This is a genomic window from Novosphingobium sp. BL-S-20, from assembly GCF_055521635.1.
Window position 1 is genome coordinate 84,906 of sequence record NZ_CM145493.1, and the last position, 14,411, is coordinate 99,316.

Sequence of the window (14,411 nt, forward strand, 5' to 3'; positions counted from 1 at the left end):
CACCCGTGTGACAGACGGGAGAGGCCTGTGAATTTCGATCTCAGCGAAGACGAGGAAATGCTCAAGGCGCTGACCGAGCGCTTCGTCACCAACACTTACGATCACACCACACGCCGCGCGTTTCTGGCGGAATCGAGCGGGTTTTCGGGCAAGAACTGGGCCTTGCTGGGCGAACTGGGCCTGATCGCCGCGCCGTTCCCGGAGGAACTGGGCGGCCTCAGCCTCGACGCCACCGGCATCGCCACCGTGTTCGAGGCGCTGGGCCGGGGCATGGTGGTGGAGCCGCTGGCCGAGGCATCGGTGCTGGCGGGGCGCCTTTTCGCGCTGACCGCGCCCGAGGCACTGCAGGGCGAATGGCTGGAGGCGCTGCTCACCGGCGGAAAACGCCTCGCCCTCGCCCATGCCGAAGCGAAAGCGCGGGACGGGCTGACCTGGGTGGAAACCTCTGCCGTGCCCGATAACGGCGGCTATCGGCTGGACGGGGTGAAGCCCTACTGCATCGCGGGTGGTGGGGCGGACGGCTATCTCGTCTCCGCCCGCCTGTCCGGCGCGCCTGCCGATGCGGAGGGCGCGGCGCTGTTCCTCGTCCCCGCCGATACCCCCGGCCTGTGCCGACGCGAGTGGCCGCTGGCGGACGGGTCGATTGCCGCCTCACTGATTCTGCAGGGCGTCTCCGTACCCGAAAGTTACCGGCTGGATGGCGGCCTTGCCGCGATCGAGGAGGCGCAACAGGTCGCCGCACTGGCCCGCTGCGCCGAAGCGCTGGGCATCATGGAGCGCCTGTTCCACGACACGCTGGACTATTTGCGCACGCGCGACCAGTTCGGCGCGGCGCTAGGCTCGTTCCAGGCGATCCAGCACCGCATGGTGGCGCAATATGCTGCCATCGAGCAGAGCCGAGCGCTGCTGAACCTGGCGCTGGTCTCCTGGGGCGGCGACCGTTTTGCCGAAGCGGTGAGCGGCGCAAGGGCCTGGATCAGCGAGGCTTCGATCGTGCTGGCGCATGAGATGGTGCAGTTCCACGGCGGCATGGGCGTGACCGACGAACTGGCCATCGGTGCCGGCCACAAGCGGTTGCTGGTGCTTTCCCGCTGGCCGGAGGGGCCGGAGGCGGCGCTGGATCGCTATGCGCGGTTGTTGAATTGAAGAAGAACAAGCGGCCCCCCGCCTTCGCGGGGGCGACGAAGCGGTTTTTGATCGGGTGTGCTGTATCCAACCGCGCAATTGCCTCGATGTTGGAATCCGCCCCGCCAAAACATCTTTCGCCCCCGCGAAGGCGGGGACCCGCTTCCTTTCTACACCCTCACCCCTCCCGCTGTTTGATCCAGCCGATCCCTCGGCGCAGCAGTTCATAAAACACCGGCAAGTCCCAGGCACAACGGTCCACCGTCGGCCACCAGTCCAGCATCGGTTGAAGGTCGTAATGCCCCCGGCAATGGCCGAGCGTGTTGTAGAGCACTGCACCTTTGCCGTGTTGCTTGATGTACATCACCGGATGCGTGCCGATGGCGTCAGCCGCCTCCACGAAGCCTGTCCCTTCCTCGCTACATTCGGTTTCCAGCAGCACCTGCAACTCGCCGTGGCACTCCATGTGGTAGAGTTCGTCCGTCGTTTCGAACGGTTCGATCCCCTCCACCAGCGGATGGCCGGGATCGGCCACCGTCACCGTATAGGGCGCGATCGGCGGGTGGCTGACGAACTGGCTGCCCAGCAGATCCATGAACAGCGGCGCCCAGCGCGGCGCATCCCAGAGCCCATTCTCCAGCAGGCGCAGCACAGAATTGGTGCCGTGAAGCGCGTACCAGCGCCCACCTGCCGCGAGCCAGTCGCGCAGCACCTCCTGCGCCGCCAGCGATGGCGTGACGTCGCAGGTATAAGTGATCAGCACGGAGGCGGAGCGGATGGCGTCGTGGTTCTCGTAATCCTCGAACACGCGGGTGCGCACCGAAGGATCCTCGGCCAGCAGCTTCAGCAGTTCCAGCCGGGCAAAGTCCATGTCGTGCCAGACCCCGCCGCAGATCAGCACGCAGTCGATGCGCGGCGGACGGCTTTCAGCGGTTTCGCTCATGCGGTCAGGCCATCCCTTCCGGCGTGGTCGGGCCCAGTTCGCCGTCGATGTACTTCATCAGCGTATCCTGGAACTGGCGGATGCGGATTTCCTGGTAGTTGCCGAGGTTCACCTTGCCCGTCTTGGAGGCGTGGAGCCCCTCCTGAACGAAGGGCAGGTTGTCCATGTCCTGTTCGAACACATCGCCCAGAATGCCCAGTTCCGGTGCCTCGGTCCATTTCTGGTCCAGCCGCAGCATCTTCAGCGCGGCGCCGCGCGGGATCGGCTGGCCCTTGGGAATGCGCGCCAGAATGCGCACTTCCATCACGCAAGTGTCCGGCGTCTTACCCGGCAGCCAGTTGTAGACGATGTTGGGCATGTACCCGCCCCAGGGCGCGAAGTTGGGGAAGACGTTGTAGACCAGCGCGTCCAGCAGCTCGGCGTCGGTCGCCTCGGCATGGTCGTAGCCAGTGCTCTCGGTATAGGCGGCGCGCATCGCCGCACCCAGCGCGGCGCGGGCGGTGACGCCTTCGGGCACCCGGATCGCCATGGGATTGGCCGAAGCCTCACCCTCGTAATTGTCGCCGGAACGGCCGTTGTACTTGATGAACTCGTCGACGATCCACTGTTCGCCCTGTCCCTGCTCGATGTGCGGGCTCATCACGCCGAAGGGGACGAGGTTGACGTTCACATTATCGCCCCAGGTCCAGTACGCGGCGTTGGAATCGCCGGTGAACGGCAGCAGTTGCGGGTGAGTGACGATGGTGTGCCAGGCCTCCATGAAGGCCTCCATCACCACTTTCCAGTTGGCCGGCACTTCCTTTGCCACGCGCATGACACTCGCGCATTCCTCATGCCGCCAGCGCTTGAAATGCTCGGGCAGCGGGGCCAGGAATTCCTCCAGGCTGGGGCCGCCCTTTTCCTCGCGGATGAAGACATAACCCGCCCAGCGCCCTACTTCGGCCTCTGGCAGATCAAGGTTCTGTTCGGCCAGATGCGGGAAATCCCACTGGCACGGCATGGAATCGAAGCTGCCGTCCTTCTTCCAGGCGAAGCCGTGGAACGGGCAGACGAACTTCTCGGCATGGCCTTCCTCCGTGCGCAGCTTGCGGCCGCGATGGAGGCAGACGTTGTGCATGGCGCGTATCGATCCATCGTCCTGCCGGCTGACGAGGTAGGACCGGCCGGCGTTTTCATAGACGATGAAGTCGCCGGGCTCCGGCAGGTCTTCCTCGCGCGCGACGAACTGCCAGACGTAGGGCCACATCCGTTCCCGCTCCAGCTTGGCGAATTCGGCGCTGGTGTAGCGGGTGGCGGGGATCGGGTCTGACCCGCGATAAGTGTAGCTCTCCTGCGTCAGGATCGCGGGGGCCGCCCGCGAATCCTGCGCCATGAGTTCGGCCCAGCTGATACCCTCGCTGCGGTCTTCTCCCAGCGTAGAGCCCAATTCGGGGTCACGTTCGGCCATCGGTCCAAGGTCTCCCAACCTGTTTCATTTTTCCCTGTTTGGGGCATGTCTGGACCGATGGGAAGGTGAAGTCACCTTGCTCTAATCATAGGTTGCCCCCCGGCGTAGATCGGCCATGTTCGAAAACAACGAATAAGACGGGAGAATGCCGTGAAGCGGCTTGAAGGCAAGGTGGCGCTGGTCACCGGAGGCACGTCCGGCATCGGTGCAGGTGCGGTGCGGCGGCTCTGCGCGGAAGGCGCGCGTGTTATATTCACCGGATCCAACCGCAGCGCCGCGGACGAAGTCTGCGCCGCGACCGGGGCCGAATTCGTCAGCCACAACGTGCGTGACGGCGCCGCGTGGGACGCGCTTTCCACCCGGATCGCCGCCGACTACGGCCGGCTGGACTTCGCCTTCGCCAATGCCGGGACCGAGCACGGCGACGGCAGCGTGGAAGATATCACGCTGGATGGCTGGGAAAACGTCATCGGCGTCAACCAGACCGGGGCGATGCTGACCGTGCAGCACGCGATGCGGCTGATGGCCAAAAACCCGGACGGGGCGGCGGGATCAATCCTGGTCAACTCCTCCATGAACGCGCACCGGGCGATGGGCAATTTCGTGGCCTATTCGGTGTCCAAGGCGGCGGTCGTCGCGCTGGTGAAATCGGCGGCGGTCCACGCGGGCAACCGCAAGTACCGCATTCGCGTGAACGCGATCCTGCCCGGCGTGGTGGAGACCGCGATGATCCGCAACCTGATCGAAACTTCCGGCGATCCGGCGGCCACCCGCGCCGCCTACGAAGGCATGTCGCCGCTGGGCCGCATGGCGCAAGTGGATGAGATCGCCGGACTGGTGGCGTGGTTCGCATCGGACGAATCGCAGTTCGTCTCCGGCAGCGAATACGTGATCGACGGGGCAACCACGGCAGGGATGATGGGCGTATGAGCGATCTGGGTTCGCAGCGGCTGAACGGCCGCGTGGCGCTGGTTTCGGGCGGGCTGCGCGGCATCGGGCTGGCCTGCGTGGAGCGCTTTCTGGCCGAAGGCGCGGAAGTGGTGCTGACCGATCTGGAGGCGCAGGACAGCGCGCTTGTCGGCGATACGCTCGGCCGACTGGGTCAGGCGGCCAGCTATGTGCAGGCCAACGTCACCAGCGAGGATGACTGGACGGCGGTGCTGGATGCCGTGACCCAGCGGCACGGCAAGCTGCACATCCTGGTCAACAACGCGGGCATAGACCTGACCGGCCCGGTCGCCGAAACCTCTCTGGAAGGCTGGCGGCGGATCATGAGCATCAATGTCGACGGCGTGTTCCTGGGCGTGCGCACGTTCGTGCCGCTGATGGCCGCAAGCGGCGCGGAGATGCCGGGCGGCGCCTCGATCATCAACGTCAGTTCGATCATGGGCCTCGTCGGCATGAGCGAGGTTTCCGGCTACAACGCCAGCAAGGGCGCGGTGCGGCTGTTCACCAAGTCCATCGCGCTGGAATTCGCCGGAAAGCAGATGCCGATCCGCGCCAATTCGCTGCATCCCGGCTTCGTGATGACCCCGCTGCTGAAGGAAGGCTTCCAGCGCTGGGTGGACAAGGGCGTCGCGGAAAAGCCGCAGGACCTGGTGGATCTGATGTCCGGCAAGACGCCGATGGGACGGCTGGCCGAACCGTCCGAACTGGCCAGCGCGGTGTTCTTCCTCGCATCCAGCGACAGTTCCTACATGACCGGCGCGGAACTGATAGTCGACGGCGGCTGGACTGCGCAGTGATGATGCTTGGCACCCTGTTTGCTGAGGGCCACAGGTCCGGCGTGACCCTTCGACAAGCTCAGGGTGAGCGGGGTTTGTTTAATGCGCCCAGCCCCATTCGGTGGGATGTTCCATACCCTAATCCCGCAGACTTGCCCTCATTCCCGCTCAGGCTGAGCTTGTCGAAGCCCCCTGCGCGCAGGGCGCAACCGACGACATAGAGGAACACAAAGCATGACCCCCACCTCACCCGGCGCCCTTCCCGACACCATTGCCGTCGTTACCGGAGCCGCAGGCGGCATCGGGCGCGAGATCGTGAAGGCCATGAAGGCCGCCGGCGCCACCGTCATCGCCACCGACCTCAAGGACAGTGCCGCGATCGAAGGCGCCGACCGCTATCTGAAGCACGACGTCACCAGCGAGGCAGACTGGTGCGCGGTGGAGGCGCTGGTGCGGGAAAACTACGGAAGGCTGGACGTGCTGGTGAACAATGCCGGCTTCTCGATCGTCACCAAGTTCGAGGATACGCCGCTTTCCGAATTCCACCGCATAAACGCGATCAACGTCGATTCCGCCATCATCGGCACGCAGGTCCTGCTCGACCTGCTCAAGGAAGGCGGCAAGGCACGCAAGGGGGGCGCTTCGGTGATCAACTTCTCCAGCGTCGGCGGCCTGCGCGGTGCGGCGTTCAACGCGGCCTATTGCGTCAGCAAGGCGGCGATCAAGATGCTGTCCAAGTGCCTGGGCGCCGAATTCGCGGCGCTGAAGTACAACATCCGCGTCAATTCGGTGCACCCCGGCGGAATCGAAACGCCAATGCTGGCATCCATCATGGACCGCTACGTCGAACTCGGCGCCTCGCCTTCGCGCGAGGCTTCGCTGGCGGCGATGAACACCACGCACCCCATCGGCCGCCTCGGCCGACCGGAAGAAATGGCGGGCGGCGTGGTCTTCCTTGCCAGCGAGGCATCCAGCTTCATGACCTGCGACGAACTCGTGATGGACGGAGGCTTTAGTCAGGTCTGATTTCATGAGGCCCTGAAGAGGCCATCGGGAGAGAGACAATGAGCAACAAGGCATACGATCTCGTCGTGCTCGGTTCGGGCGCGGCGGGGCTGACGGCTGCGCTGACGGCAGCCGAACATGGCGCGAAAGTTCTCGTGGTCGAAAAGGGGCAGAAGCTGGGCGGCACTTCGGCCTGGTCCGGCGGGCAGATCTGGATACCCTGCAACCCGCACCAGCAGGCCTTCGGCAAAGAGGACAGCCGCGAAAAGGCGCTGACCTACCTCGCCTCCATGTCCAACGGGCTGATCGAGCCGCAGATGGCAGAGGCCTATATCGACGGCGGGGTCGAGATGGTGGCCTTCCTTGAGGACCGCACGCCGGTGAAGTTCATGGTGGTACCCGATTTTCCGGACTACCACCCCGAACAGCCCGGCGCCGCATCGCGCGGGGGGCGCACGCTGGAATGCGCCGTCTATCCCTATGGCGACCTTGGCGAATGGCGGGACCGGGTGGAGGTCTCTCCCTATTACTGGCCGCACGTCTATTTCACCGTGGGCGAAACCTCGCTGGCGCAGGCGGTACCCGATCCGCTGGACCCTGCCGAGGCCAAGCGCCGGGCCGACAATGACGAGCGCGGGCTGGGCCACGCCCTTGTCGGCCGCCTGCTGCGCGGTTGTCTGGACCGGGGCGTGGAATTCCTGCTGGGCTCCGGCGGCAAGGAACTGCGGATCGAACGGGGCGTCACCAAAGGCGTGGAACTGGACAACGGCACCCTGATCGACGCGCCCAACGTCCTGCTGGCGACCGGCGGCTTCGAACATAACGAAGCGTTCAAGGCCGCCTTCCTGCGCGGTCCGCTGACCTCCCCCGTCTCGATCCGCACCAATACCGGCGACGGGCTGCGCATGGCGATGAAGGCCGGTGCCATGCTCTCCTCCATGCGGGAAGCGTGGTGGATGCCGGTGGTGGAGGCCCCGCTCAACGAAATGGGCCGGATGCTGTTCACCGGGGAGCGCACCCTGCCCGGCACGATCATGGTCAACCGCACGGGCAAGCGCTTCACCAACGAGGCAGCGAACTACAACGCCTTCGGCGCGGCGTTCCATGTGCAGGACCTGAATTCCTGCTCCTGGGCCAATCTTCCGGCCTGGTGCCTGTTCAACCAGTCGTTCTACGACAAGTGGGGCTTCCTCGACACGCAGTTGATCGGCGTGGGAGACGGCGAGCATAAGCGCGAACCTGCCGACTGGATCGCGCGCGGCGATACCCTGGCCGAACTCACGGACAAGCTAGGCATTCCGGAAGGCGCGCTCGAAGCCACGGTCGAACGCTGGAACGAGATGGTCGAGGCGGGCAGGGACACGGATTTCGGCCGGGGCGACAGCTATTACGACCTCTATTGGGGCGATCCCGACGCCAAGGGCCGCAAGGAAGCCACGCTCGGCAAGATCGAGGGTGGGCCCTACTACGCGGCAGAGGTCAAGTCCGGTGCGCTGGGCACCAAGGGCGGGCCGAAAACCGACACGCTCGGCCGCGTGCTGGACGTGGACCTGAAGCCGATCGAGGGCCTCTATGCGGCAGGCAATGCCATGGGATCGATGATGGGCATGACCTACGGCGGCGGCGGCGGCACGCTCGGGCCGGGCATGGTCTTCGGCTACCTCGCCGGCCGGCACGCGGCGCAGCGCAATGTCGGCGCGGAAAGCACGGTAGCGGCATGAGCGGCCCCCTCCCCGGCGTGATCGGCGTCCACCACATCGGCGTTTCGGTACCCGATCTGGCCAAGGCGCGGCACTTCTACCTCGATATCCTGGGCGCGGTGGAGGAAGTGGAGCCGCTCCGCTGGGCGGACAATCCCTTCATCGACGCGATCGTCGGACTGGAAGGCAGCGCGGCGGAACAGTTCTTCTGCTGTCTGGGCAATGTGCAGATCGAGTGCTTCGAATATACCGCGCCGAAGCAGAAGCAGCCGCAGGACCCGCGCCGGGGCGTCAACGAATACGGCTACACGCATATCGCCCTGCAAGTGCAGGACCTCGCCGCCGTTCACGAGCGGATCGTGGCGGCAGGCCTGCCCGTCCACGCCCCGCCCGAACTGGCGACAATCACCACCGACGCGGACGGCATGAAGCACGGCTATGCGGGCACCTATTGCCGGGATTTCTTCGGCAATGTCTTCGAAATCCTCGAAATCCACGAGACACCGCTGATCCGGCCGATCATCTGAAAGGACCTTACTCATGCGCATCATCGTGGCGGGAACCCTCCGCTTTGCCGGAGACGATGCCCTTTGCTCGGAAATCATCCAGGGCGGCGCGGCGCACATCGCCTCCAGCCGGGAGGAAGAGGGCTGCACCGCCTACAACTGGGCGGTCGATCCGCTCGATCCCGGCGTGATCCATGTCTACGAGGAATGGGACAGCGAACGGGCGCTGCTCAGCCACTTCGCGCATTCCTCCTACGGGGCGATGCGCGATCATCTTGGCCGCTACGAACTGACGGGCTTCGCGGTGCAGGTCTATTCCGTCGCCGGGATCGAGCCGGTCTATGACGAGCAGGGTCAGGCGCGGCGGGAAATCTTCGGGGTGACGCTGTAACCCCCACCCTCCCCTAAAAATCCTCGTCATCCCCGCGAAGGCAAGCGGGGCCCCCGCCTTCGCGGGGGCGACGAGGTGGAGTGGCAGAAAAATGCGCTCTCACCCTTCCGGCGGAAGGAGCAAGTCCATCGTGAAACGCGCCGCTTTCCAGCCCGCCGCCGTCCGCACGACATCGAAATAATAGCGCCCGTGAACCGTCACCCCGCCTCCCGCCTTGTACCGGGCCATCCCGGTTACATAAGCACGAACCGAGGCGCGGTCGCCCGCATAGGCGGTGACCGCGAAGTTGCTCAGATAATGCGCCTGAGCCGCCATCGCCGCGAACGTATCCTCGAAGAAGCGGCGGATCGCAGCATGGCCCTCCAGCTTCGCAAACCCGATGCCGGAAAGGTCGAAGACCGCATCCTCCACGAAAAGCGCCAGCAACCCGTCGACATCGTGGAGACCGTCCAGCCCATGGGCATAAGCCACCAGCAGGTCCTCGATCGCCAGCCGATCCTCGACGGGGCAGGAATTCACCCCAGCACCTTGTCGTTGAGCAGCTCATGGAACCGCTGCACCCGCTTTTCCTGACCCGGCAGGATACAGCCCTTGAACCCGCGCGAATTGAGTCCCTGCTGCTGGCTGGTGCCGATCGAGAGGTCCTGATCCGCCACGAAGCCCACCGAAACACCGTCTCCATAGACCGAGTGGCGCGCAATCGCATCGTGACGCAGTGGCACGGTGCCGAGCGGCGTTTCCACCTCGCGCATCCCCGCGATCGGCGGATAGAGGCACCAGTGCTGGAACACGCATTTCTCGGGATCGGTGGGGTGCGGTTCGGTGCGCAGGACCTGCAACTGCTCCGGACTCATCGTCAAGGTGAGGTTCGGGAACAGCGTGCAGTGGAAGTAGTCCACCAGTTGCTGGTCGCTCATCTCCGCGTAGTTGGCGAAGCCCCGCTCCGGCCCCAGCCGCCGCTTCGCCTCGATCACCGCGGCGCGAAGGTCCCCGGTATGGCCCGCATAATCAGCCGGATCGATGCCCCAGGCCCGCGCGATCTGGTCGAGCGGCGCAGGCACTTCGGTCGTGTGATAATCGACGCGGGTGGTGGCCTGATGGCCTTTCATCCACATCGAGTTATGGCCCGAGGGGTACATCTCGAACAGGGTGTCCGGCAGACCGTCGTTGATGAAAGTCGCCAGTTCCGGATGGATCGTCGGCAGGTGGTAGCTCTCGTTGAAATTGTCGCGGATGATCTTCCAGTTGAATTCGCAGTCGGCCGAGAGGTTGAGCACCCGCACCCAGTTGTCGATGCCGTAACCGGCCAGACGCTCCGGGAAGGGCGAGAGCCATTCGTGCAGCGGGGCGACGTCGTCGTCCATGCACCAGAACACGAACGGCCCCCAGGTCTCGCAGCGCAGTTCCGACAGGTGGACTTTGCCGCAGGGGTTGCCGCCCTCAAAGTCGTCCGGGTCCTGCACCTTGATGAGAGTACCGTCCAGATCGTAAGTCCAGTTGTGATAGCCGCAGGTGATGCGCGGCACGCTGGTCACGTCGGCCAGGATCAGCCGGTTTCCGCGGTGCGGACAGGAATTGTAGAAGGCGCGGATGGAATCGTCCTCCTGCCGCACCATGATGACCGATTCCTTGGCGAAATTGTGCCGGATCACGTCGCCCGGCTCCTCCAGATCGGCCAGCACCCCGCCGAGGTGCCAGACCTTGGGCCAGAGGTTCTTCATCTCGCCCGCCATCCACTCCTTGGAGATGTAGCGATCCGCCGTGATCGGATCGCCGCGCACCGGCGGATCGAATTCCTGCGAGTAGCGGGAAACCTTGCTCTGGAGGTTCATGAACGTGCTCCTATCTGGCTGGGGTCCGCACCAAGTCGACCGCCGCGCACGACGCCGGGATTGGCGGCAAAGAAATCGAGCGAGCCGGGATCGTCCTTGACCCAGTCGGTCACGAGCAGGCGCGAGGTGATGCGCCATTCGCCGTCCCGGCAGGCATATTCGTCGAGATAGCGTCCGGCGATGAACAGGTCCCGCACCCCGCCCGCCTCATTGGCCACGCCGTGCCAGGCCTGGAAATAGGCCTCGCCGCGCGCGGTATCTCCGGTAATTTCGATGCGGTGCTGGCCGAGCAAGTGATGCGTCGCCGGCATCGTGCCGAGGAAATCCTGGCAGAAGGCGACGAATTCGTCCGCCGTGCCCTTCATCAGCCCACAGTCCACCACGGCATCGGCATGGAAAGCCCGGCGCTGGAGCGCAGGATCGAGCCGGTCCAGCCCGCGCATGTAGCGATGTGCGGCCTCGGCGATGTCGCGCCGCGCCGCCAGATCGCGCAGTTCGGCCACGATATCGAAATCTGTCGCCGCTTGCGGCTCGCCCATGTCCTGCCTCTCCGCCGCCGGTTTTCGAAGACCGGCCTGCTGTTATCGGCCTCTTATGGTACGCCCCTGCCCGCGATCTCACCTGCGACTATGGCTAGGACGAAAGATCGAGGCGCCAAAAGGTCCGTTTTCGTAAAAACTTACAGCAAGTGTACGTTGATCGACCGCGCCGCGACGGGCATGAAGGCAGGACTCTGGCAGAGGGGAATGCGATGCGGAAGATTCTCGTGGGCTGTCTGGCTCTTGCAGTTCCCTTTGGCGTGATGCCGATTGCCGCGAGTGCGCAGGAAGCCCCGATCTCCCCCACGGCGCCGAGCGCGCAGGGCGATCTCTCCGTCACGATCTACAACGGCGACGTCGCCCTCGTGCAGGATGTCCGGCAACTCGATCTGGCCAATGGCCGCGTGCGCCAGAGCTTCCCCGACGTCAGCGCCCGTATCCGGCCCGAGACGGTCTCGCTCACCGTTCCCGATGCCGCCATCGTCGAGCAGAATTTCGATTTCGACCTGCTCAGCCCCTCCAGCCTGATGGAAAAGGCAGTGGGAGAGACGATCACCCTTATCCGCACCAATCCGGCTACCGGCGCCGAAACCCGTGAGCGGGCAAAGGTGCTGGCGGTGAACGGCGGCGTCGTGCTGGATATCGGCGGCCGCATCGAAGTGCTGCGCGACGACGGCCTCCCCGTCCGCGCAGTATTCGACAAAGTGCCGGAATCGCTGCGCGCCCGTCCGACCCTTTCGGTCACGCTGGCCAGCACCCGCGCGGGCACGCGCCCGGCGACGCTCTCCTACCTCAGCAGCGGCCTCGGCTGGAGCGCGGACTATGTCGCCCTGTTCGACGACAAGAGCGACAAGCTGGACGTTCAGGGCTGGATCACCCTGACCAATACCAGCGGCACGACTTTCACCAATGCCCGCACCCTGCTTGTCGCCGGGGACGTGGGCAGCGCCGACGACGGAAATTCCTACATGCCCAGCCCGCGCCGAGGCACGCGCATGACGCCGGGCACCGAGACCGCAGGCCGCGAACAGCTTGGGGACTTCTACCTCTACCCCCTCGCCGAACGCACGACGATCGCCGACAAGCAGACCAAGCAGGTCAGCTTCCTCGATGCCAAGGGCGTCTCGGCCAGCACCGGCTATCGTTTCGAGAACGGCTGGCTCGGCAGTTCCGGCGACAGCCGCAGCGCCCAGAGCGTGCTGCGCTTCGCCAATTCCGGCGCCGCCGGGCTGGGCGACGCGCTTCCGGCAGGCACCGTGCGCGTCTATATCCGCGACGCGCGCGGCCAGCCGCAGTTCACCGGCGAGAACCGGATCGAGCACACCCCGCAAGGTTCGGGGATCGCTCTGCCGACCGGCGATGCCTTCGATGTGAAAGTGCAGCCCACCGTGGTCGCCCGCACCAAGCTCGGCGACCAGCGCTGGCGCACCCAGATGCGCTACCGCCTGACCAATGCCCGCAGCCGCGCCGTCACCGTCGAACTGGTGCAGGGAGGCCTCGACTGGAGCGATACCCGCGTGACCGAGGAAAACCGCAAGAGTGAGCGGCGCGATGCCGGTTCGGCGGTCTGGCAGGTGCCGGTCCCGGCCAATGGAGAGGCGGTCGTCACCGCCACTTTCGACACGCGCTACTGATGCTGCGGCGGCTCTGCCTAACGGCTTTGCTGGCCGCGCCGCTCCCCGGGCCCTTGGGTGCTGCCGGAGAAGAGCGCGTCGTCACGTCGCCGTCGCCGGACAAAGTGGCGCTCACCGTCTACCGTGCGCCTTATGGCCGGGGACCGCTGAACTTGCGCTATCTCGGCGGCTTCGCGATGGTGACGGAGGTCCGCAAGATCCACCTGCCGCGCGGCCGCGCCGTGCTGCGCTTCGAAGGCGTGGCGGAAGGGATCATCCCCGTCAGCGCCGTGATCGAGGGCCTGCCCGGCGGCACGATCGAGAAGAACCGCGACGCCCGACTGCTCTCGCCCGCCTCGCTGGTAGACGGCACGCTGGGGCGGCAGGTCACGGTGACGCGAACCGACAAGGCCACCGGCCGCACAGTCAGCGAGGAGGCCAGCATCGTCGCCGGGCCATCCTCGGGCGTCGTGCTCCAGACGAAAAGCGGGTTCGAGACCCTTCGCTGCTCCGGCCTGCCCGAGAAACTCCGCTTCGGCAGCGTACCCGCCGGGCTGTCGAGCAAGCCAGTGCTCAGCGTCGTTACCGAAAGCCCGGCGGCGCGCACCGTCACCGTGCGGCTCAGCTATATCGCCTCCGGCTTCGACTGGCGCGCCAGCTATGTCGCCACCCAGGCGCCCGACGGTCGCTCGCTCGATCTCTTCGCCTGGCTGACCCTGGCCAACGGCAATCCAGAGGCCTTCGCCAATGCCGAAGTCAACGCCGTGGCCGGACGGCTCAACCGGATCGCCACGCCCGGCTTGCGCGCTGCGGTCTCGCAGCTTCGCCTAAACTGCTATCCGCTCGGGACCACGACTTCGGACTTGCGGGTGCGGGAGTTTGCTCCCGCCGCCGAGATCGTGCTGACCGGCAACCGGGTCTTGCGCGCGCCGCCACCCTTGGCAATCGCCCCTGCCCCACCACCACCACCACCACCACCACCGCCCCCTCCCCCACCGCCGGAAAACCTCGGCGATCTGAAGCTCTATCGCGTGCCCGAACGTGTGACGGTAACCCCCCGTGGCCAGAAGCAGGTCGCACTGCTCGCGAAAACCGCAGTGCCCTTCGAGCGGCGCTACCGGCGCGCGGTCTATCCCGGACAGACGCTCGATAATGCCCCCAGCGCCGTCGTGCTCGTCCTGCGCAACAAGAGCGAGGCCGGGCTGGGTCTCGCGCTACCCTCCGGCAGCACCGCGCTCTATGCCGCCGGGTCGGAAGGCAGCAGGCAATTGCTGGGTCTCGGCACCCTCACCGACCGCGCCGAGGGCGAGATGTTCCGTCTCTCGGCGGGAACCAGCACCCAAGTGCTCGTGTCGCAGCGCCAATTGTCGCAAAAGGAAGCGGCGCTGAGCGTTACCAACGCCAATCCCTTTGCCGCCTCGATCGACATGCCGATCGGTTCCGCCGGTCAGGAGATCAAGGTGGAGGGCCGAACGCTGGAGCGCGTGGACGGTCTGGCCACCTGGTCCGTGACATTGCCGCCCGGCGGCACGGCCGAATTGCGCTATCGCTTCTGATCCGGCAAAGCGCATCAGGCCGATCGCAGA

General features: G+C 65.6%; 14 protein-coding genes. 9 read left to right on the forward strand and 5 right to left on the reverse strand.

The features are described from left to right. Positions 1 to 27: 27 nt before the first annotated feature. Complete coding sequence (locus tag ACZ1II_RS00405) at positions 28 to 1,146, forward strand: acyl-CoA dehydrogenase family protein (RefSeq protein WP_465143862.1); 1,119 nt, start codon at positions 28 to 30, stop codon at positions 1,144 to 1,146. 157 nt (positions 1,147 to 1,303) lie between these two features. On the opposite strand, the gene ACZ1II_RS00410 is transcribed toward ACZ1II_RS00405, so the two are convergent. Both ACZ1II_RS00410 and ACZ1II_RS00415 read right to left on the reverse strand, forming a co-directional pair. Continuing rightward, positions 1,304 to 2,068 (reverse strand): ThuA domain-containing protein, encoded by a 765-nt coding sequence (locus ACZ1II_RS00410; RefSeq protein WP_465143863.1) that lies wholly within the window; start codon positions 2,066 to 2,068, stop codon positions 1,304 to 1,306. A gap of 4 nt (positions 2,069 to 2,072) precedes the next feature. Beyond that, positions 2,073 to 3,515, reverse strand: coding sequence for an aromatic ring-hydroxylating oxygenase subunit alpha (locus tag ACZ1II_RS00415; protein ID WP_465143864.1), 1,443 nt, complete (start codon positions 3,513 to 3,515; stop codon positions 2,073 to 2,075). Between the two features lie 150 nt (positions 3,516 to 3,665). Here ACZ1II_RS00415 and ACZ1II_RS00420 point away from each other — a divergent pair, with 150 nt between their 5' ends. The 6 genes from ACZ1II_RS00420 (at position 3,666) to ACZ1II_RS00445 (ending at position 8,841) form a co-directional block, all read left to right on the forward strand. Then, positions 3,666 to 4,445, forward strand: coding sequence for an SDR family NAD(P)-dependent oxidoreductase (locus ACZ1II_RS00420; protein ID WP_465143865.1), 780 nt, complete (start codon positions 3,666 to 3,668; stop codon positions 4,443 to 4,445). After that, positions 4,442 to 5,260, forward strand: coding sequence for a glucose 1-dehydrogenase (locus ACZ1II_RS00425; RefSeq protein WP_465143866.1), 819 nt, complete (start codon positions 4,442 to 4,444; stop codon positions 5,258 to 5,260). The genes ACZ1II_RS00420 and ACZ1II_RS00425 overlap by 4 nt, the downstream gene beginning before the upstream one ends. A gap of 213 nt (positions 5,261 to 5,473) precedes the next feature. After that, positions 5,474 to 6,265 (forward strand): SDR family oxidoreductase, encoded by a 792-nt coding sequence (locus ACZ1II_RS00430; RefSeq protein WP_465143867.1) that lies wholly within the window; start codon positions 5,474 to 5,476, stop codon positions 6,263 to 6,265. 38 nt (positions 6,266 to 6,303) lie between these two features. Further along, on the forward strand, positions 6,304 to 7,965 hold the full coding sequence (locus ACZ1II_RS00435) for an FAD-dependent oxidoreductase (RefSeq protein ID WP_465143868.1): 1,662 nt from the start codon (positions 6,304 to 6,306) through the stop codon (positions 7,963 to 7,965). Continuing rightward, complete coding sequence (locus ACZ1II_RS00440) at positions 7,962 to 8,471, forward strand: VOC family protein (protein ID WP_465143869.1); 510 nt, start codon at positions 7,962 to 7,964, stop codon at positions 8,469 to 8,471. The genes ACZ1II_RS00435 and ACZ1II_RS00440 overlap by 4 nt, the downstream gene beginning before the upstream one ends. 13 nt (positions 8,472 to 8,484) lie before the next feature. Beyond that, positions 8,485 to 8,841 (forward strand): putative quinol monooxygenase, encoded by a 357-nt coding sequence (locus tag ACZ1II_RS00445; protein WP_465143870.1) that lies wholly within the window; start codon positions 8,485 to 8,487, stop codon positions 8,839 to 8,841. A gap of 99 nt (positions 8,842 to 8,940) precedes the next feature. Here the strand turns inward: ACZ1II_RS00445 and ACZ1II_RS00450 are convergent, their stop codons facing one another. Genes ACZ1II_RS00450 through ACZ1II_RS00460 form a run of 3 tightly spaced genes read right to left on the reverse strand, consistent with a single transcriptional unit; the run spans position 8,941 to position 11,212 of the window. Beyond that, positions 8,941 to 9,360 (reverse strand): nuclear transport factor 2 family protein, encoded by a 420-nt coding sequence (locus ACZ1II_RS00450; protein WP_465143871.1) that lies wholly within the window; start codon positions 9,358 to 9,360, stop codon positions 8,941 to 8,943. After that, positions 9,357 to 10,673, reverse strand: coding sequence for an aromatic ring-hydroxylating oxygenase subunit alpha (locus ACZ1II_RS00455; RefSeq protein ID WP_465143872.1), 1,317 nt, complete (start codon positions 10,671 to 10,673; stop codon positions 9,357 to 9,359). Before ACZ1II_RS00455 ends, ACZ1II_RS00450 begins: the two co-directional genes overlap by 4 nt. Beyond that, entirely contained in the window at positions 10,670 to 11,212 is a 543-nt protein-coding gene (locus ACZ1II_RS00460) for a nuclear transport factor 2 family protein (protein WP_465143873.1), read from the reverse strand. Before ACZ1II_RS00460 ends, ACZ1II_RS00455 begins: the two co-directional genes overlap by 4 nt. A gap of 212 nt (positions 11,213 to 11,424) precedes the next feature. Between ACZ1II_RS00460 and ACZ1II_RS00465 the strand changes: the two genes are divergently transcribed. Both ACZ1II_RS00465 and ACZ1II_RS00470 read left to right on the forward strand, forming a co-directional pair. Then, positions 11,425 to 12,846 carry a DUF4139 domain-containing protein gene (locus ACZ1II_RS00465; protein ID WP_465143874.1) on the forward strand — a complete coding sequence of 474 codons (1,422 nt, stop codon included), beginning with the start codon at positions 11,425 to 11,427 and terminating at the stop codon, positions 12,844 to 12,846. Further along, positions 12,846 to 14,381, forward strand: coding sequence for a DUF4139 domain-containing protein (locus tag ACZ1II_RS00470; RefSeq protein ID WP_465143875.1), 1,536 nt, complete (start codon positions 12,846 to 12,848; stop codon positions 14,379 to 14,381). The genes ACZ1II_RS00465 and ACZ1II_RS00470 overlap by 1 nt, the downstream gene beginning before the upstream one ends. Positions 14,382 to 14,411: the final 30 nt, after the last annotated feature.

Bases quoted from the DNA above. Each gene is read 5' to 3' on its own strand.
- ACZ1II_RS00460 (WP_465143873.1), bottom strand. From the start codon at position 11,212: ATGGGCGAGCCGCAAGCGGCGACAGATTTCGATATCGTGGCCGAACTG.
- ACZ1II_RS00445 (WP_465143870.1), top strand. From the start codon at position 8,485: ATGCGCATCATCGTGGCGGGAACCCTCCGCTTTGCCGGAGACGATGCC.
- ACZ1II_RS00425 (WP_465143866.1), top strand. From the start codon at position 4,442: ATGAGCGATCTGGGTTCGCAGCGGCTGAACGGCCGCGTGGCGCTGGTT.
- ACZ1II_RS00415 (WP_465143864.1), bottom strand. From the start codon at position 3,515: ATGGCCGAACGTGACCCCGAATTGGGCTCTACGCTGGGAGAAGACCGC.
- ACZ1II_RS00465 (WP_465143874.1), top strand. From the start codon at position 11,425: ATGCGGAAGATTCTCGTGGGCTGTCTGGCTCTTGCAGTTCCCTTTGGC.
- ACZ1II_RS00470 (WP_465143875.1), top strand. From the start codon at position 12,846: ATGCTGCGGCGGCTCTGCCTAACGGCTTTGCTGGCCGCGCCGCTCCCC.
- ACZ1II_RS00410 (WP_465143863.1), bottom strand. From the start codon at position 2,068: ATGAGCGAAACCGCTGAAAGCCGTCCGCCGCGCATCGACTGCGTGCTG.
- ACZ1II_RS00440 (WP_465143869.1), top strand. From the start codon at position 7,962: ATGAGCGGCCCCCTCCCCGGCGTGATCGGCGTCCACCACATCGGCGTT.
- ACZ1II_RS00435 (WP_465143868.1), top strand. From the start codon at position 6,304: ATGAGCAACAAGGCATACGATCTCGTCGTGCTCGGTTCGGGCGCGGCG.
- ACZ1II_RS00430 (WP_465143867.1), top strand. From the start codon at position 5,474: ATGACCCCCACCTCACCCGGCGCCCTTCCCGACACCATTGCCGTCGTT.
- ACZ1II_RS00455 (WP_465143872.1), bottom strand. From the start codon at position 10,673: ATGAACCTCCAGAGCAAGGTTTCCCGCTACTCGCAGGAATTCGATCCG.